The organism is Pseudomonas sp. RIT-PI-S, from assembly GCF_025642975.1.
Lineage (GTDB): Bacteria > Pseudomonadota > Gammaproteobacteria > Pseudomonadales > Pseudomonadaceae > Aquipseudomonas.
On sequence record NZ_JANZKJ010000010.1, the window covers coordinates 145,608 to 161,875 of the forward strand.

Genomic DNA, 16,268 nt, shown 5'->3' on the forward strand with positions numbered 1-16,268 from the left:
AGCTCAACTACCTGATTTGATCCTCGTCCAGGTTCGCGTGCGCATGCGCTCTCCTGCCTGATCCAGGGGCTTGAGCGTGTAAAGCGTGGTCATGGCCTGCTCGGTGGGATAGAGGTTGGGGTTAGTCCGGATAGCCGGGTCAACCTTGTCGGTGGCGTCTTTGTTGGGGTTGGGGTAACCCACGAAGTCGCTGATCGGTGCGATCACTTCGGGGCGGAGCAAGTAGTTGATAAAGGCGTGGGCATCATCTGGGTTGGCGGCGTCTGCCGGGATCGCCAGCATGTCGAACCAGATGGGCGCACCTTCCTTGGGCAAGCGCATATCCACCGTCACCCCGTTCTTGGCTTCCTTGGCCCGGTTCTCGGCTTGGGAGAAGCTGCCCGAATAGCCCACGGCCACGCAAATATCGCCATTGGCGATGTCAGCCATGTACTTCGAGGAGTGGAAGTAGGTGATGTATGGCTTGATCTTGACCATCAAGTCCTCGGCCTTCTTGTAGTCGGCTGGCTTGCTGCTGTTTGGGTCCAGCCCCAGATGTTGCAGCGCCAGCGGCATGATTTCCGAAGGTGAATCGAGGAAGGCCACCCCGCACGCATGGAGCTTTTTCATGTTCGCTTCGTTGAAGACTAGGTCCCAGCTATCAACCGGGGCGTTATCGCCCAGCACCGCCTTGACCTTGGCCGGGTTGAAGCCGATCAGGATGGTGCCGTACATGTAAGGCACTGCATATTTATTGCCCGGATCGTTAGCTTCCAGCAGCTTCATCAACTTGGGGTCCAGGTGTTGCCAATTGCTGAGCTTCGAGCGGTCGAGCGGCTGGAATACATGGGCCTCAATCTGCTTGGCCAGGAATACGTTGGACGGCACTACCAGGTCGTAGCCAGACTTCCCGGCCAGCAATTTCGCTTCCAGCGCTTCGTTGGTGTCGAAGATGTCGTACACCAGCTTGAGTGAGGTCTCTTTTTTGAAGGTCTCCAGTGCCTCTGGCGTGATGTAGTCGAACCAGTTGTAGACCTTCAGGGTGCGCTGCTCATCGGCCTGAGCGAGAGTCGCCAGGCCAAGGGCGCAGAAGGCGGGTAACAGCAGCCGTTTGATGGTTTTCATGGGTGAGCTTCCTCGAGCGCGCGTTGGAAACCTTCGAGCACGTTAACCGCGTTGATGCCAATTTCTTCCACGGCATAGCCGCCTTCCATCACGAAGAGGGTGGGCTTGCCGAGCCTGGCTATACGTTCACCCATTACCAGGTAATCCGGGCTGTCGAGCTTGAACTGCGAGATCGGGTCCTCCTTGAAGGTGTCCACACCCAGTGAAACCACCAGCACATCGGCTTGGTAACGATCGATCTCACCGCAGGCCAGTTCCAGCGCCCGGGCCCATGCCTGCCAGTCGCTACCAGCCGGCAGTGGATAGTTGAAGTTCAGCCCGGCACCCGCGCCTTCGCCGGTTTCATCGGCATAGCCCAGGAAGAACGGAAACTCCTCGGCGGGATCGCCGTGGATAGAGGCAAACAACACATCGCTGCGGTCATAGAAGATCGACTGAGTGCCGTTCCCGTGGTGATAGTCCACGTCAAGGATGGCCACCCGCGCCCGGCCTTGGTCGAGGAAGGCCTGCGCGGCGATGGCCGCGTTGTTGAGATAGCAATAGCCGCCCATGAGCTCGGCGGCGGCATGATGCCCTGGCGGCCGGCATAGGGAGAACGCACCGTGAGCGCCGCGCTGGATATCATCCACTCCGCTCAGGGCAACCTGCGCTGCGCTATAGGCGGCTTGCCAAGTGCCAGCGGTGATCGGCGCGCCTCCATCGAAGCTGTAATAGCCCAGTTCGCCATGCAAGCTGGTGGGCTTGACCTGGCGAAGCGTGCGCGCTGGCCAGGTATAGGGCAGCAGGTCGCCGTCAGAGCCCATGGCCGCCCAGCGCTCCCATGCGCCCCGGAAGAAACTCAAATAGGCTTCGCTGTGCACCCGTTGCAGGGGCGCCAGGCCAAAATTCTGCGGCGCGAGCACCTCGCCCAGCTCGCGCGCCTTGACCCTGGCCAACACATGGTCGGCACGGGAGGGCATTTCGAAGCAGGGCATGAGCTTGCCGTCGATCAGCTCACAGCGGCCATGGTGCAGATGGTGGTCGTCTGAATAAAACGTACGCATGTTGTTGTTCTCCGCAGGCTTGTTGGCGCTCCCATTTTTGAGCGCAGCGCGGTCGGCGGGAACGGCAGGAGCGGCCAAAAGGGGATAAATCCGGCCAAGGGGTGTGTCCGGATTTCGCCCCTGAATGGAGCCCTGCGCACCCGTTAGGCGCGAAATTGCCGCGGTGCAACGCCACTCCAGCGAACAAAGGCATGTCGAAAGCTTGCGGTTTCGCTGAAACCTAGCAATTCCGCGATGCGATATACCGGCAGCCGTGCTTCCACCAGCAGGTGCTTGGCCTGCTCGAAGCGAAGCTCATCCAACAACTCCTGGTAGCTGCTGCCCAGGCTGTGCAGCCGTCGGCGCAAGGTGCGGCCTGAGCATTTCATCTGCCGCGCCAGGCCCTCCAGGCCGGGCGGCGCGTGCAATTGTTGGCGCAGCGCCAGGCGAATACGCCCCAGCCACGCTTGGCTTCCGGTGAATTCAGCGTTCTGCCTGCGGCAGCGCTCAGCCATGGCACTGTGCGTGACCGTGTCGGCCAACGGCAGCGCCCTGGCGAGCCAGCCGCGGTCGAACGCAAAGGCGTTATCAGCTTCGCCAAAGCGGATCGGGCACCCGAACGCCTGCTGGTAGTCTGCCGCATAGGAAGGCGCCGCGTGGGTAAAGCGCGCCCCGGTTAGAGGCAATGGCTGGCCGAGCAAGTCATTACAGATGACCCGTAACGAGGTCATGCATAGCTCGGCATTGAAAACCGCCAGTGCGGGCCGGTCGGTGTAGTCGGAAGCGCACAGCCATACCTGGTCGCCGTCCTGCTCCAGGCGCAGGTGGAAGAGGGTGCCCAGTAACGCCGGATAGCGCAGGGCAAAGGTTAGCGCGTCACCGAAAGTGGCACTGAGCAGCAGGGCGTAACCGAGCATGCCGTAGGACGACACATGCATGCGCTGCCCTAGCTCCAGCCCGATGCTCTCGCGCCAGGCGAAGGCGTTGGCGCACACCTGCATCTCCTGTGCGGTGGTGATGTGCAGGTCCGGCCGCGCCAGGTCAGCCTCTTCGATGCCACTACCCCTGAGCACGGCGGTGGCGCCTATGCCTTCAGCGCGGAAGGTATCAAGGATCAGCGAAACGGCATTGAGGGTGGTGAGGTGGGTGTGCAACATGCGAAGGCCTCCAGGCTTGCCGGGGTGATTGCAAGCTTTAGGCCGGAGGCAGTGGATGTCATATCAAGCCGGGGGCTGCGGGCCCAGGCAATGCCCAGGAACCGGGCCCGCTAGAACAAACAGTTGCGCCCCGTTCCGCGGGGTTCGCCCCCTTTTACAAGGGCCAGGGGCGCCCGGTGAGTTCACCGCAAAGGTCAACGGCCAACAGGCGAGCTATGTCTTCGGCGGCTAGGCCGATTCCCAGCAACCCATGGAGTTTGCCCAAGGCGGCCTCGCGCGTCATGCCGCCGCCGGCGACCACCCCAGCACTGCGCAGGCGGCTTCCGGCCTCGTACACGTCCAGCTCCACGCCACCTTGTTGGCACTGGGTGACGGCAACCACGACCACGCCTTGGCTGCGAGCCTGACGCAAGGCTTCGAGGAATGCCGGGTCGTCGCTGGGGCCGGTGCCGCTGCCGTAGCATTCGAGCACCAGGCCCTGTACGCCGCTCGCCACCAGCACGGTCAACCACGCTGGATCGAAGCCAGGCACCAAGGGCAACGCGGCTACCCGTGCCAGCGCCTTGGGTTGCTGGTAATGCAACTGCGGCGGCAGAGTGACCGCCGAGGCCTGCGCCTTATCCCGCTGCAAGGGCGCGAACGCGTTGCGCCCACTGCTGCGGACCTTGGCGCAGCGGGTGGGCAGCATCAGCTGCCCATGAAAGTGCAGCCATACGCCCGGAGCCAGGCCCGCGCTTAGCGTACTCAAGGCACCTTCAAGGTTCTCCCAGGCGTCGCTGTGCTCGACGCCCGCCGGCAGCATGGAGCCGGTGAATACCACCGGCGCCGGCAAGCCAATCAACTGGAAGCTTAGGGCGGCGGCGCTATAGGCCAGGGTATCAGTGCCGTGCAGCACCAGCACGGCGTCGCAGCTATCGACGTCCACGGCGCGGCCGATCGCGTTACGCAGTTGCTGCCAATAGGCAGGCGACATGTTCGCGCTGTCGATCAGCGGCTGCATTTCCTCGAACGACCAGGCTGCCGTCCGCAGCCCGGACGCTTTCAGTTGAGCCTGCATCCGCTGCTCGAAGCCGCCGGCAGGGGCAAGCCCGGCCGCCGTAGCCTGCATGCCGATGGTACCGCCGGTATAGAGAACGCGGATGTGACGGGCAGGCGGGGCGGCGGTCATGGTCAGGTCCTGTCGGGGTTGTGCGGCGCTGGGCTGACGGGCCAGGCGCTCGGGTCGAGGTCCAGGTCCGCATACTGGCGGGCGTCGAATACGGGCGTCTTCACGCCCGCGGCCCGTTGCGCATCGTAATCGTGCAGCAGGCGCAGGCCAACCTTGAACAGCAAGAACAGCGCGGTGAGGTTCACCAGGGCTAGCAAGGTCATGGTGAGGTCGGCAAAGGCGAACACGGTTTCAAGGTTCTCGATCGCGCCCCAGACTACCAAGGCCAGAACTATCACCCGGTAAACGAAGACCAGCTTCTTGCCACCGCCCAAAAAGCGCAGGTTGTTTTCACCCAGGTAATAGTTGTAGAGCATCGAGGTGAACACGAAGAGCGCCAACGCCACGCTGATGAACACTTTGCCCCATGGGCCCACTACCGCAGCGAGAGAGTCCTGCGCGAGCACGATGCCGTTGCCATTGAAGTTGGTGCCGTACACGCCGGAGAGCAGGATCAGCAGCGCCGTGCAGGTGCAGATCACGAAGGTGTCGAGGAACACGCTGAATGCCTGCACCACGCCCTGGGCGACCGGATGGCGCACTTCGGCCACGGCGGCAACGTTAGGCGCGCTGCCCAGGCCCGCTTCGTTGGCGAATACGCCGCGCTTGACGCCCAGCACGATGGCGCTGCCCACCAGCCCGCCGAACACTTGGTCGATGCCCAGCGCACTTTTGACGATGGTGGCGAGCATGAGCGGAACGTGCTCGAACTGCAGCACGATCACATAAACGGTGACGGCGATATACGCCAGGGTCTTCACCGGCACCAGCAGGTCCGCCACCTTGGCGATACGCTTGATCCCGCCGACAAATACCAGGCCCATTAGCACGGCCAGCGCCAGCCCCGAGTACATCACGTCGAAACCGAAAGCATCGTTGAGCGAGGTGGTCACTGCATGAGACTGCAGGCCATTGAAGGCGAAGCCGAAGGTGATCAGCAACAGTGCCGCCATGACCATGCCAAGCCAGCGCTTGCCCAGCCCGTGCTGGATATAGAAAGACGGCCCGCCACGGTACTGACCTTCTTCATCGCAACGCTTATAAAGCTGCGCCAGGGAACATTCGAAGAAACTGCTGGCCATGCCCACCAGCGCCGTAACCCACATCCAGAACACCGCCCCGGGGCCACCGAGGGTCACCGCCACGCCAACCCCGGCGATGTTCCCTGCGCCTACACGGCCGGCCAGGCTGAGCATCAGCGCCTGGAAGGAGCTCAATTGGCTGGAGCTGCTGCGCAGGCTGTTGGCGAACACGCTGAACATATGGGGAAAATGGCGCAGCTGAACAAAGCGCGAGCGCAGCGTGAAATAGCCACCTAGCCCGACTATCAGAACGATCAGCACTTTGCCGGAGAGGAAGTCGTTAAGGACTCCAAGCATGTTGTTTCCTCGTATTGGTAGTGCTGCCGGGCAGCGTCCGGGCCGCGTCGGCAAAAAAGGGGCGCACTATACCCGCGAATGGCGCGAGCGTCTGCACAACCTTGGTGCAAAAGCGAAGCGGAAGATTCCGTAATTCCTTCAGCGGCTAGCTGAATGCCAGGTATTGGGCAAAAAAAAGAGCCCCATTCGGGGCTCGTAAAAGGTGAGAGGTGTCTAGTCCCTCAGCCTGGTGATATGGGGGGTCAGGCTTTGAGCGGTACCAGCCGTGGCGCGATCATGTTTTCCGGGCGCAGGATGTCCGCGAGCATGGCTTCATCGAGCAGCGCTTCTTCACGTACCAGCTCGAGTACACCACGGCCGGTTTGCAGTGCGGTGCGGGCGATGCGAGTGGCGTTCTCGTAACCGATGTAAGGGTTCAGGGCAGTAACCAGGCCAATGGAATGCTCCACCAGCTCGCGGCAACGTTGTTCGTTGGCGGTGATGCCTACTACGCAATGCTCGCGGAGCATGTCCATGGCACGCTGCAAGGTGCGGATGGAGTCGAAAATCTTGTAGGCGATCAGCGGCTCCATCACGTTGAGCTGTAGTTGGCCGCCTTCGGCCGCGATGGTCAGCGCCAGGTCATTGCCCATGATCTCGAAGGCGACCATGTTCACGGCTTCCGGAATTACCGGGTTGACCTTGCCGGGCATGATCGAGCTGCCAGGCTGGCGCGCCGGCAGGTTGATCTCGTTGATCCCGGTGCGTGGGCCGCTGGACAGCAGGCGCAGGTCGTTGCAGATCTTCGACAGTTTGACCGCGGTGCGCTTGAGCATGCCGGAGAACAGCACGAAGGCACCCATGTCCGAGGTCGCTTCGATCAGGTCGGCGGCCGGTACCAATGGCTGGCCGCTGATGGTCGCCAGGCGTGCTACCGCCAGGTGCTGGTAGCGCGGGTCGGCGTTGATGCCGGTGCCGATGGCGGTACCGCCGAGGTTCACTTCGGTCAGCAGCTCGGGCGCCAGGCTGCGCAAGCGCTGCAAGTCTTCGCCCAAGGTGGTGGCGAAGGCCTGGAATTCCTGACCCAGGGTCATGGGCACCGCGTCCTGCAACTGGGTGCGGCCCATTTTCAACACATGGGCGAATTCCTTGGCTTTGCCGGCGAAGGCCTGGATCAGGCTGTCCAGGCTGGCCAGCAGGGCGTCGTGACCTAACAGCAGGCCCAGGCGGATCGCCGTGGGGTAGGCGTCGTTAGTGGACTGCGCCATGTTCACGTCGTTGTTCGGGTGCAGATACTGGTACTCGCCCTTCTGCTTGCCCATGGCCTCCAGGCCGATGTTGGCGATCACCTCGTTAGCGTTCATGTTGGTCGAGGTGCCAGCGCCGCCTTGAATCATGTCCACCACGAACTGGTCGTGGAAATCACCACGGATCAGCCGTGCGCAGGCTTCGCTGATCGCCGAATGCTTGCTGTCGCTCAGGTGGCCCAACTCGCGGTTGGCATCAGCCGCGGCCTGCTTGACCATGGCCAGCGCGACGACGAGCTTGGGGTAGTGCGACAGGGGTACGCCAGACAGCCGGAAGTTGTTCACGGCGCGAAGGGTCTGGATACCGTAGTAAGCGTCACCGGGGACTTCCAAAGTGCCAAGGAGGTCTTTTTCGATGCGTGGAGATGCAGCGGAGGACATGATAGCAGTCAGCTCTGAGTGAACCCGGTAAGCACCGGAATGCTGCTAATACTGCGCTTTCAGAGGATAATCGGGCCAATGCTGTTGCACGCTGCCCCATGCACAAACGGCATAACGGTGGGTGTGACGAATGGTCGCTCCCGAGCGTATGCCGGTAGGAAGGAATGCCTAGAAAATGAACCTTGAAACGAAATGGCTGGAAGATCTCACTGCCCTGGCCGCTACCCGGAGTTTTTCCCAAGCCGCCGAGCGCCGCTTCGTCACCCAGCCAGCCTTCAGCCGACGCATTCGCAGCCTCGAGGCCGCATTGGGGCTTACGTTGGTCAACCGCAGCAAAACACCGATCGAACTTACCGAGGCCGGGCAGTTGTTTCTGGTCACTGCCCGCAATGTGGTGGATCAGGTAGGTGAAGTATTGCGCCACTTGCATCACCTCGAAGGGGGGCCAGGGGAGGTGGTCCAGGTGGCGGCAGCACATTCGCTGGCGCTCGGCTTCTTCCCCGGATGGATCGCCCGCCTGCGCAATGAAGGCCTGCCGATGGCGACTCGCCTGGTGGCCACTAACGTCGGCGATGCGATACATGCGCTCAGGGAAGGGGGCTGCGACATCATGCTGGCCTTCTATGACCCCGAGGCCACGCTGCAGATGGACCCGGAAATCTTCCCCTCACTGCACCTGGGTGCCACCGAAATGCTGCCGATTTGCTCGGTAGCCGCCGATGGCAGCGCGCTCTATAACCTGGACAGCGGCGCCAGCGTGCCCCTGCTTGCTTACGGCGCCGGCTCCTTCCTGGGGCGTTCGGTCAATGCGCTGCTGCGCCAGCGCGGGCTGCGCTATACCACGGTGTATGAAACGGCGATGGCCGATAGCCTCAAGGCCATGGCGCTGCAAGGGTTGGGGGTGGCGTGGGTGCCGCGGTTGAGCGTAACGGCAGAACTCAACCGCGGCGAGCTGGTGGTGTGTGGTGCGCCCCATTGGCACGTGCCGCTGGAGATTCGCCTGTATCGGTGCTCGCTGGTCCGCAAGGCCAGCGTGCGCTTGCTGTGGCGCAAGCTCGAAGCCCAGCGGGCGTGAGCCTCAGGGGACTTCCGAGAGGTAAGCGTTTATCGCCTCGCGGTTGCGATCACTGTAGCGGTAGCAGTTGGAGCGCACGTTCTGCCTGGTTGGGTAGGTATAGGTCTCGCAAAACCAGCCGTTGAACAGCACTTCGGCGTTTTCGTGGGTGGCACCGAACATATGGCCAAGCTCGTGGCCTGGCGCGGAATAGGTTTTGAGCGAGGCCCAGGCCGCGGTGCCTTGATGGCGGGCCTCGCCGACGACCTCGTTCTGGGAGGGGTCATCCGGGATCACGGACTGATGCACTAACAACAACGTTTTGTCGACGCGGTAATTCCACTTGCCGTCGCCTTTCGCGGCCCAGAACGCCTCGTTACGCTTGGTCAGGGTGGTGACCAAGTACCGCCGGTCCGGTGTGTTGTAGTCCAGGTCCGATAGCCCAGGGACGTTATGACGGATGTGCAGCTGTACGGCGCGGCCAAATGTCGATTCCATTTCCCTTATCCAGGGCCGCAGGTATTGCTCTTCCAGGTCGCCGCGCAGGGGTGAGGGGATGTCGTTGTGGAGCACCACCTGCAGGCGAATGGGCAAGGCGGCGAGCGCCGTGGAGCTGCCAAGCGCGAAATTGCCCAGGCTGCCGACGGCGGCAACCAGCATCGTGATCGAGCTAAGTTTCATGGGGGTCCATCCTCCGGTAGTGGGCCTCGATGCCCGCCGCTATCGGAGCAGAACGGCAAGCGTCGGCGTGAGGCTGCCAAGGCAAGGCCGGCTGAAAGAAAGTTCGTTGGCCGGCGAAGGAAAGCCTTTGCCCAAGCGCAGCCGCCGGGCGCCGCAAATGCGCCCTTTCGGTTGCTGTTGAGGTATACTGCGCGGCCTCTGGCCGGTGGGTGATTCGGCCTGCGAACCCAAGTCAAGCCACGCTGCTTTGCCGCGTGGCTTGTTGTTTTCTGCCGCGCCGCGGGCGCCCGAAATGAAGAGGCTCGACGATGAGTGCACTGGTTGGCGTGATCATGGGCTCCAAGTCCGATTGGTCCACCCTCAGCCACACCGCCGATATGCTGGAAAAGCTCGGCATCTCCTACGAGGTGAAGGTGGTTTCCGCCCACCGCACGCCGGACCTGCTGTTCCAGTATGCGGAAGAAGCCGAGGGCAGGGGCCTGGAAGTGATCATCGCGGGTGCCGGTGGCGCTGCCCATCTACCGGGCATGTGCGCGGCCAAGACTCACTTGCCCGTGCTGGGCGTGCCGGTCCAGTCCTCGATGCTTTCAGGGGTGGATTCCTTGTTGTCCATCGTGCAAATGCCTGCTGGCGTGCCGGTGGCGACCCTGGCGATCGGCAAGGCCGGTGCCATCAACGCCGCACTGCTCGCCGCCAGCATTCTGGGCGGCAAATACCCCCAGTTCCACGATGCGCTGGTGCGTTTCCGTACCGAGCAAACAGCGACCGTGCTGGACAACCCGGACCCTCGCGAGGCGTAAGCACATGAAAATCGGTGTAATCGGCGGTGGCCAGCTTGGCCGCATGCTTGCCTTGGCTGGCACGCCCCTGGGCATGGATTTCGCCTTTCTCGACCCTGCGCCAGACGCCTGTGCCGCCGCGCTGGGGGACCACTTGCAAGCCGATTACTCGGACGAGCAACAGCTGCGCCAGCTAGCGGATGCGGTAGACCTGGTTACCTTCGAATTCGAGAGTGTGCCGGCCGAAACCGTTGCCTTCCTGTCGAGCTTCGTGCCGGTGTATCCAAGCGCGCAGGCCCTGCGGATCGCACGGGATCGCTGGTTCGAGAAAAGCCTGTTCCGCGAGCTGGGAATTCCCACGCCGGAGTTCGCCGACATCCAGTCCCAGGCTGACCTAGAAACTGCCGTGGCGAGCATAGGCCTACCCGCGGTGCTCAAGACCCGCACCCTGGGCTACGACGGCAAGGGCCAGAAGGTTCTGCGCAGCGCCGAAGACGTTGCCGGCACTTTCGCCGAGCTGGGCAGCGTGCCCTGCCTGCTCGAGGGCTTCGTGCCCTTTACCGGCGAGGTGTCGCTGGTCGCGGTACGCGCGCGCGATGGCCAGACCCGCTTCTATCCCTTGGCGCATAACACCCACGAGGCGGGCATCCTCAAGCTGTCCGTGGCCAGCAGCGACCACCCGCTGCAGGCGTTGGCCGAAGATTACCTGGGTCGTGTGCTGGACAAGCTCGACTACGTGGGCGTTCTCGCTTTCGAATTTTTCGAAGTGGATGGCGGCCTGAAGGCAAACGAAATCGCCCCGCGTGTTCATAACTCTGGCCACTGGACCATCGAAGGCGCCGAGTGCAGCCAGTTCGAGAACCATCTACGTGCCATCGCCGGGCTGCCGTTGGGCTCTACGGCCAAGGTGGGGGAGAGCGCCATGGTGAACTTCATTGGTGAAGTTCCGGCCCTGGAACAAGTGGTAGCTATCGACGGGTGCCACCTGCACCACTACGGCAAAGCCTTCAAGCCGGGCCGCAAGGTCGGCCATGCTACCTTGCGCAGCGCCGACCTGGCGTCCTTGCGGCAGGGTATCGACCAGGTACAGCAACTGATCGGCCACTGAACGAAGCGGAACCTCCGCCGGAACCGGCCCTCTCATTGCAAGACGCCGGCAGCCACGCTGCCGGCCCTGCGATAGATAGGGGGTACTTCATGGGCATCATCGGAACAATCGTAATCGGCTTCATTGTCGGCTTGCTGGCACGCTTTCTGAAACCCGGCGATGACAGCATGGGCTGGATCATGACTATCCTGCTGGGCATCGGCGGCTCTCTGGCGGCTACTTACGGCGGCCAGGCCTTGGGCATCTATCAGGCAGGCGAGGGCGCGGGCTTCCTCGGTGCGCTGGTCGGCGCGGTAGTTCTGCTGGTGATCTACGGGATGATCAAAAAGGATTGACCCGCCCACCGAAAACGAGGGCTAGAATGGCGCCCTCGTTTTCGGAGCCTTCTCGATGCGCGCTGTATTGCTTGCTTGCCTGCTGTCCTTTTGCGCCCTCGCCTGGGCCGAACCGCCGGAAACCGACTGGCTGGCATTGATGCCCAAGTCGGACCAAAAGGCCCTGGAGGCCATGCCGGAGATCGACCATAACACTCCCGAATCCGCTGGGGCTTTCACCGCCAAGGGCGGCTTGAAGAATCCCAAGGGCTTGCCGGCGGTAATGTATTCCACCAAAACCGTGCCGGCATTGGATGGCAAGACCATTCGCATCGGCGGCTACCCGGTACCGCTGGAAACCGACGCCAAGGGCCGTGGCACGCTGTTCTTCCTGGTGCCTTACCCGGGGGCATGCATCCATGTGCCGCCACCTCCGCCCAATCAGTTGATCCTCGTCCGCTACCCCAAGGGCTTGAAGATAAGCGACATCAATACGCCGCTCTGGGCCATCGGCACGCTGAAGGTCGAACACGTGAGCAACGACCTCGCCGATGCAGCCTATGCGATGGACGCGAGCAAGGTCAGGGTGGTGGAAGACAAGGATCTTTGAATCAGGGAGTGGCGTTTGCCGGCCTGGCTACCTGCGCCCCAGTGGGGCGGTGAAGGGGTCGTCGGCAAGCCTTGCTGCTAGGCATCAGGGTTCTAATTTCGTAGCAATCGGCTTGCCGCGACCGGCGCGCAGCGAATTACAGCGCTTCGCTGGAGAAGGTCACGGTCATCGTGTGGGATTCCCCAGGAGCCAGGACTCTAGCATCGGCCAGCACATTGGCTGTTTCGATGCAGAACATCCGCTGCCAGCCGTCGTTGGTCATATCCGGGAGCGCCGCGGCTCGCTCGATCCAGGGGTTCCAGATCACCGCGCTAGCCGAGCCCTGGGTATCGATCAGGATGCGGCGGTCCCAGCCGCTGTCGGCAATGCTCAGGCGAGCAGGGGTTTGCAAGTAGACCCGGTCCGTCTCGCCGGTCACTTCCAGCTGGCCACTCTGCGTGCGTTGCTCCCAATCTTCCAGCGTTTCGACGTATTGCAGCCCGGCGACTTCCTCGACCGCGACCTGCCGCACATCGCTGACGGCGAAATAGGTATGCAGTGCTTGGCTCAGATGCAGCGTGTCGACGCCAAGGTTGAGCGTGGTCAGTGACAGGCTCAGCGTATCGGCCAATACGATTTTCAATTCCAGGCGTGCGGCATGTGGCCAACCAGGCAAGCGGCCGTCGGCTTCGGGCAGGAGAAAGGTCAGCGTGACCTTGTCGTCTTCAATCTCCGGGGCGGCCAAGTTCCACTTCAGCGTACGCACCAGCCCGTGGGATGGGGCGGGATCGTTGCCTTCACGCATCTGCTGAATGGCTTGCGGGTTACGCGCCAGGCTACCGAACCAGGGCCAGCACACCGGTACTCCAGCGCGGATCGCTTTGCCTAGCTTGAACTCGGCGTGGTCGTTGAGCCAGATCAGCGGCTGCTCACCCGTGCGCGTGTAGCTCAATACCTGAGCGCCTTGTTCTGCCACCAGCAGTTCCGCCCCGGCGGTCTTGATCTGCCAGATGTCCAGTTCACCCTGCTTGAGCTTTTCCACCGTGGGGGTCGACATATCGCTTCCTCGATACCAAGTAAGAGTGTGACGTTGACCGCCTCATTGCCGGCAAGTTTAGGCGCAGGGTGAAAACCTTGGGTCAGCGCCGTGGCGGAACAGTGCGGGTTCGGCCGCTACCGTCGATGGCGACGAACACGAACACCGCTTCGGTGACCTTGCGCCATTCACTGGACAACGGATCGTCGCTCCACACTTCGACCATCATCTGGATCGAGCTACGGCCGATCTCCAGGGTTTGGGTGTAGAACGACAATTGCGCGCCAACCGCTACTGGCACCAGGAAGGCCATGCGGTCGATGGCGACAGTCGCCACGCGACCTCCAGCGACCTTGCTCGCCATGGCCGTGCCGGCCAGGTCCATCTGGGCCACCAGCCAGCCGCCAAAGATGTCGCCAAAGCCATTCGTTTCGCGGGGGAGCGCGGTGATTTGCAAGGCGAGGTCGCCTTGCGGAATAGGGTCTTCTTGTTCGAGTTCAATCATGCCGGGGGCCTCGGACCCATGACTTCGAAGTGATGGCGCTGCGCGCCGCCAGGGCCAATGTTGCCCAGTATATAGAGCCCTACGTTCGTGCATAACCGTTCAAACACAGATATATGTGCTTTATCAAGCAATTTGCTATCTTCCAGAACCGACCGGCGCCCCGACGCTGGCGGAGCCTGCTGCTGAATGCGATCAATAAGAGAGTCTGCCCATGAGCACCGCGCAATCCAGCGCCGCGCCGTCTACGCGCCCGCTTAACCGTAATGATTACAAGACCTTGTCGCTGTCGGCCCTCGGCGGCGCGCTGGAGTTTTACGATTTCGTCATCTTTGTGTTCTTCGCGGTTGTAGTCGGCAAGTTGTTCTTTCCGGCTGACATGCCCGAATGGCTTAAGCAGGTACAGTCTTTCGGTATTTTCGCCGCCGGTTACCTGGCGCGCCCGTTGGGCGGGATCGTCATGGCCCATTTCGGCGATTTGCTGGGCCGCAAGAAGATGTTCACGCTGAGTATTTTCATGATGGCCGTGCCCACGCTGTGCATGGGCCTGCTGCCCACGTACGCACAGATCGGCATCGCGGCCCCCGTACTGCTGCTATTGCTGCGGGTGATCCAAGGCGCGGCTATCGGCGGTGAAGTGCCCGGGGCGTGGGTGTTCGTTTCCGAGCACGTGCCGGCGCGCAACATCGGCTATGCCTGCGGCACCCTTACGTGCGGCCTGACCACGGGGATCCTGCTTGGGTCGCTGGTGGCAACGGTGATCAACAGTCTGTTCGCCCCCGAAGAAGTGGTCGCTTACGCCTGGCGTATCCCGTTCATTCTCGGTGGCGTGTTCGGGTTGCTTTCGGTTTACCTGCGGCGCTGGTTGCACGAGACCCCTATCTTCGCCGAGCTACAACAACGCAAGGCCCTGGCGGCCGAACTGCCGCTGCAACGGGTATTGCGCGATCACCGCGGGGCGGTAGTGCTGTCCATGTTGCTGACTTGGCTGCTGTCGGCGGGCATTGTAGTGGTGATCCTCATGACCCCCACGCTATTGCAGACCATCTATGGGTTCCCGGCTAAGGTCGCGTTGCAGGCTAACAGCCTGGCGATTGTATTCCTCAGCCTGGGCTGCATCCTGGCTGGCTTTCTGGCCGACCGTTTCGGTGCCGGCAAAGTATTTACCGTGGGCAGCGTTGCCCTGGGCGTAAGCTCCTGGACGCTGTATCACAGCTTGCAGGCCCACCCCGACTGGCTGTTCCCGCTGTACGCGGTCACCGGCTTGTGCGTTGGCGTGATTGGCGCCGTGCCCTATGTGATGGTCAAGGCATTCCCGGCGGTAGTGCGCTTCTCGGGCCTGTCGTTCTCCTACAACCTCGCCTATGCGATCTTCGGCGGCCTCACCCCGCTGGCGGTCACCATGCTGATCAAGAACAACCCGATGGGCGCTTCCTGGTATGTGGCCGGGTTGTGTGTGCTTGGCTTCTTCATCGGCCTGCGGCTGCTCTTGCGCCGGCAGTGATGTGTTTTGGCCGCTCGCGAGGGCGGCCTTTCATCAACCTGTAACAAAACATTCCTAGAATGCTGCCCCTCGCCTGCCAAGGCCCCCTCTTGCCTGCGCGCTTTCGCCGCCCGGAGCACCCATGACCCTCAAGCGCCTGATGGCGGTATTTACAGTCGCGGCGAGCCTGGTGGCCCCGGTATGCGCGACCGTAGACCCTGCCTTGGCGGAGTACGGCAAGGTCACAGGGGTGTCGGGCAATCTCACCAGCGTAGGCTCGGACACCCTGGCCAACCTGATGACGCTCTGGGCCGAGGCTTATAAGCGTGTGTATCCGAGCGTCAATATCCAGATACAAGCCGCCGGCTCCTCGACAGCCCCACCCGCGCTAACGGAAGGGACCGCCAGCCTGGGGCCGATGAGCCGCAAGATGAAGGACGTCGAACTGCAGGCCTTCGAGCAAAAATACGGCTACAAGCCCACGGCGATCGCGGTGGCAATCGATGCCCTTGCGGTTTTTGTGCACAAGGACAACCCCATCAAAGGGCTGACCCTGGAGCAGTTGGACGCCGTGTTCTCCTCCACTCGCCTGTGCGGAGCCCGTGCCGATGCGCGGCGTTGGAGCGACCTGGGGCTGATGGGAGACCTGGCCGGCCAGCCGTTGCAGCTGTTCGGGCGCAACTCGGTTTCTGGCACGTATGGCTATTTCAAGGAGCAGGCCCTGTGCAAGGGTGACTTCAAGGCCAACGTGAATGAACAGCCCGGCTCGGCGTCGGTAGTGCAGGCGATCAGCAGCTCACTCAACGGCATCGGCTATTCGGGGATCGGTTATAAAACGGCCAGCGTACGCACGGTGCCTTTGGCCCGGCGTGAGGGCGGGCCGTTTATCGAAGACACCGAAGCGAACGCGGTCAATGGCAGCTATCCGCTAGCGCGCTACCTGTACCTGTATGTCAACAAGGCGCCCAACCAGCCGCTGCCGCCACTGGAAGCTGAGTTCGTGAAGTTGATATTGTCCAAGACCGGCCAGCAGTTGGTGGCCAGGGACGGTTATATTCCCCTGCCAGCGCCGGTGGTGGCCAAGATACTCACCGGGTTAGGCCTCGGCGGCGAGGGCGTATCAAAACCTTGAAGCGCGACGGTGCTGTCACCGTGATGTCACGTTTCTGTCATATATCGCCGCTAG

General features: G+C 62.2%; 17 protein-coding genes. 8 read left to right on the top strand and 9 right to left on the bottom strand.

Annotation, left to right across the window (positions count from 1 at the left end):
• Positions 1 to 3: 3 nt before the first annotated feature.
• The 5 genes from OGL93_RS15380 to OGL93_RS15400 all read right to left on the bottom strand — a co-directional run bounded on the left by OGL93_RS15380 (position 4) and on the right by OGL93_RS15400 (position 5,869).
• Positions 4 to 1,104, bottom strand: coding sequence for a polyamine ABC transporter substrate-binding protein (locus tag OGL93_RS15380; protein ID WP_263263670.1), 1,101 nt, complete (start codon positions 1,102 to 1,104; stop codon positions 4 to 6).
• Positions 1,101 to 2,147, bottom strand: a complete 1,047-nt coding sequence (locus OGL93_RS15385) for a histone deacetylase family protein (RefSeq protein WP_263263671.1) — start codon at positions 2,145 to 2,147, stop codon at positions 1,101 to 1,103. The genes OGL93_RS15380 and OGL93_RS15385 overlap by 4 nt, the downstream gene beginning before the upstream one ends.
• A 143-nt stretch (positions 2,148 to 2,290) precedes the next feature.
• A complete protein-coding gene (locus OGL93_RS15390; RefSeq protein ID WP_263263672.1) occupies positions 2,291 to 3,283 on the bottom strand; it encodes an AraC family transcriptional regulator in 993 nt (330 codons plus the stop codon).
• 154 nt (positions 3,284 to 3,437) lie between these two features.
• A complete protein-coding gene (locus OGL93_RS15395) occupies positions 3,438 to 4,451 on the bottom strand; it encodes an asparaginase (protein ID WP_263263673.1) in 1,014 nt (337 codons plus the stop codon).
• A 2-nt stretch (positions 4,452 to 4,453) separates the two neighbouring features.
• Entirely contained in the window at positions 4,454 to 5,869 is a 1,416-nt protein-coding gene (locus tag OGL93_RS15400; protein WP_263263674.1) for an alanine/glycine:cation symporter family protein, read from the bottom strand.
• On the opposite strand from OGL93_RS15400, the gene OGL93_RS15405 reads away from it, so the two are divergent.
• A complete protein-coding gene (locus tag OGL93_RS15405) occupies positions 5,868 to 6,002 on the top strand; it encodes a hypothetical protein (protein ID WP_263263675.1) in 135 nt (44 codons plus the stop codon). The two genes, OGL93_RS15400 and OGL93_RS15405, sit on opposite strands and share 2 nt — an antisense overlap.
• Before the next feature lie 109 nt (positions 6,003 to 6,111).
• Here the strand turns inward: OGL93_RS15405 and aspA are convergent, their stop codons facing one another.
• Positions 6,112 to 7,536, bottom strand: coding sequence for an aspartate ammonia-lyase (aspA, locus tag OGL93_RS15410; protein ID WP_263263676.1), 1,425 nt, complete (start codon positions 7,534 to 7,536; stop codon positions 6,112 to 6,114).
• A gap of 175 nt (positions 7,537 to 7,711) precedes the next feature.
• On the opposite strand from aspA, the gene OGL93_RS15415 reads away from it, so the two are divergent.
• Positions 7,712 to 8,611, top strand: a complete 900-nt coding sequence (locus OGL93_RS15415) for a LysR substrate-binding domain-containing protein (RefSeq protein ID WP_263263677.1) — start codon at positions 7,712 to 7,714, stop codon at positions 8,609 to 8,611.
• A gap of 3 nt (positions 8,612 to 8,614) precedes the next feature.
• Here the strand turns inward: OGL93_RS15415 and OGL93_RS15420 are convergent, their stop codons facing one another.
• Positions 8,615 to 9,271, bottom strand: coding sequence for a hypothetical protein (locus OGL93_RS15420; RefSeq protein ID WP_263263678.1), 657 nt, complete (start codon positions 9,269 to 9,271; stop codon positions 8,615 to 8,617).
• A 308-nt stretch (positions 9,272 to 9,579) separates the two neighbouring features.
• On the opposite strand from OGL93_RS15420, the gene purE reads away from it, so the two are divergent.
• The 4 genes from purE (at position 9,580) to OGL93_RS15440 (ending at position 12,082) form a co-directional block, all read left to right on the top strand.
• Positions 9,580 to 10,071 (top strand): 5-(carboxyamino)imidazole ribonucleotide mutase, encoded by a 492-nt coding sequence (gene purE / locus OGL93_RS15425; protein ID WP_263263679.1) that lies wholly within the window; start codon positions 9,580 to 9,582, stop codon positions 10,069 to 10,071.
• Between the two features lie 4 nt (positions 10,072 to 10,075).
• Positions 10,076 to 11,158, top strand: coding sequence for a 5-(carboxyamino)imidazole ribonucleotide synthase (locus OGL93_RS15430; protein ID WP_263263680.1), 1,083 nt, complete (start codon positions 10,076 to 10,078; stop codon positions 11,156 to 11,158).
• An 89-nt stretch (positions 11,159 to 11,247) separates the two neighbouring features.
• Positions 11,248 to 11,493 (top strand): GlsB/YeaQ/YmgE family stress response membrane protein, encoded by a 246-nt coding sequence (locus OGL93_RS15435; protein ID WP_263263681.1) that lies wholly within the window; start codon positions 11,248 to 11,250, stop codon positions 11,491 to 11,493.
• A gap of 55 nt (positions 11,494 to 11,548) precedes the next feature.
• Complete coding sequence (locus OGL93_RS15440) at positions 11,549 to 12,082, top strand: DUF3299 domain-containing protein (RefSeq protein ID WP_263263682.1); 534 nt, start codon at positions 11,549 to 11,551, stop codon at positions 12,080 to 12,082.
• A 136-nt stretch (positions 12,083 to 12,218) separates the two neighbouring features.
• Here the strand turns inward: OGL93_RS15440 and OGL93_RS15445 are convergent, their stop codons facing one another.
• Both OGL93_RS15445 and OGL93_RS15450 read right to left on the bottom strand, forming a co-directional pair.
• A complete protein-coding gene (locus OGL93_RS15445) occupies positions 12,219 to 13,118 on the bottom strand; it encodes a D-hexose-6-phosphate mutarotase (RefSeq protein WP_263263683.1) in 900 nt (299 codons plus the stop codon).
• Between the two features lie 82 nt (positions 13,119 to 13,200).
• Positions 13,201 to 13,602: an acyl-CoA thioesterase gene (locus tag OGL93_RS15450; protein WP_263263684.1), complete on the bottom strand. Its 402-nt coding sequence runs from the start codon at positions 13,600 to 13,602 to the stop codon at positions 13,201 to 13,203.
• 211 nt (positions 13,603 to 13,813) lie between these two features.
• On the opposite strand from OGL93_RS15450, the gene OGL93_RS15455 reads away from it, so the two are divergent.
• Together OGL93_RS15455 and OGL93_RS15460 are read left to right on the top strand one after the other, a co-directional pair.
• Positions 13,814 to 15,103, top strand: coding sequence for an MFS transporter (locus OGL93_RS15455; protein WP_263263685.1), 1,290 nt, complete (start codon positions 13,814 to 13,816; stop codon positions 15,101 to 15,103).
• Positions 15,104 to 15,224: 121 nt separating this feature from the next.
• Entirely contained in the window at positions 15,225 to 16,214 is a 990-nt protein-coding gene (locus OGL93_RS15460) for a phosphate ABC transporter substrate-binding protein PstS family protein (RefSeq protein WP_263263686.1), read from the top strand.
• The last annotated feature ends 54 nt before the right edge of the window (positions 16,215 to 16,268 follow it).

What these genes read in the sequence shown, in the direction of transcription:
- OGL93_RS15435 (WP_263263681.1), top strand. Translation starts at nt 11,248, where the DNA reads ATGGGCATCATCGGAACAATCGTAATCGGCTTCATTGTCGGCTTGCTG.
- OGL93_RS15390 (WP_263263672.1), bottom strand. Translation starts at nt 3,283, where the DNA reads ATGTTGCACACCCACCTCACCACCCTCAATGCCGTTTCGCTGATCCTT.
- OGL93_RS15440 (WP_263263682.1), top strand. Translation starts at nt 11,549, where the DNA reads ATGCGCGCTGTATTGCTTGCTTGCCTGCTGTCCTTTTGCGCCCTCGCC.
- OGL93_RS15420 (WP_263263678.1), bottom strand. Translation starts at nt 9,271, where the DNA reads ATGAAACTTAGCTCGATCACGATGCTGGTTGCCGCCGTCGGCAGCCTG.
- OGL93_RS15400 (WP_263263674.1), bottom strand. Translation starts at nt 5,869, where the DNA reads ATGCTTGGAGTCCTTAACGACTTCCTCTCCGGCAAAGTGCTGATCGTT.
- OGL93_RS15385 (WP_263263671.1), bottom strand. Translation starts at nt 2,147, where the DNA reads ATGCGTACGTTTTATTCAGACGACCACCATCTGCACCATGGCCGCTGT.
- OGL93_RS15395 (WP_263263673.1), bottom strand. Translation starts at nt 4,451, where the DNA reads ATGACCGCCGCCCCGCCTGCCCGTCACATCCGCGTTCTCTATACCGGC.
- purE (WP_263263679.1), top strand. Translation starts at nt 9,580, where the DNA reads ATGAGTGCACTGGTTGGCGTGATCATGGGCTCCAAGTCCGATTGGTCC.
- aspA (WP_263263676.1), bottom strand. Translation starts at nt 7,536, where the DNA reads ATGTCCTCCGCTGCATCTCCACGCATCGAAAAAGACCTCCTTGGCACT.
- OGL93_RS15405 (WP_263263675.1), top strand. Translation starts at nt 5,868, where the DNA reads ATGTTGTTTCCTCGTATTGGTAGTGCTGCCGGGCAGCGTCCGGGCCGC.
- OGL93_RS15430 (WP_263263680.1), top strand. Translation starts at nt 10,076, where the DNA reads ATGAAAATCGGTGTAATCGGCGGTGGCCAGCTTGGCCGCATGCTTGCC.
- OGL93_RS15450 (WP_263263684.1), bottom strand. Translation starts at nt 13,602, where the DNA reads ATGATTGAACTCGAACAAGAAGACCCTATTCCGCAAGGCGACCTCGCC.
- OGL93_RS15445 (WP_263263683.1), bottom strand. Translation starts at nt 13,118, where the DNA reads ATGTCGACCCCCACGGTGGAAAAGCTCAAGCAGGGTGAACTGGACATC.
- OGL93_RS15460 (WP_263263686.1), top strand. Translation starts at nt 15,225, where the DNA reads ATGACCCTCAAGCGCCTGATGGCGGTATTTACAGTCGCGGCGAGCCTG.
- OGL93_RS15415 (WP_263263677.1), top strand. Translation starts at nt 7,712, where the DNA reads ATGAACCTTGAAACGAAATGGCTGGAAGATCTCACTGCCCTGGCCGCT.
- OGL93_RS15455 (WP_263263685.1), top strand. Translation starts at nt 13,814, where the DNA reads ATGAGCACCGCGCAATCCAGCGCCGCGCCGTCTACGCGCCCGCTTAAC.
- OGL93_RS15380 (WP_263263670.1), bottom strand. Translation starts at nt 1,104, where the DNA reads ATGAAAACCATCAAACGGCTGCTGTTACCCGCCTTCTGCGCCCTTGGC.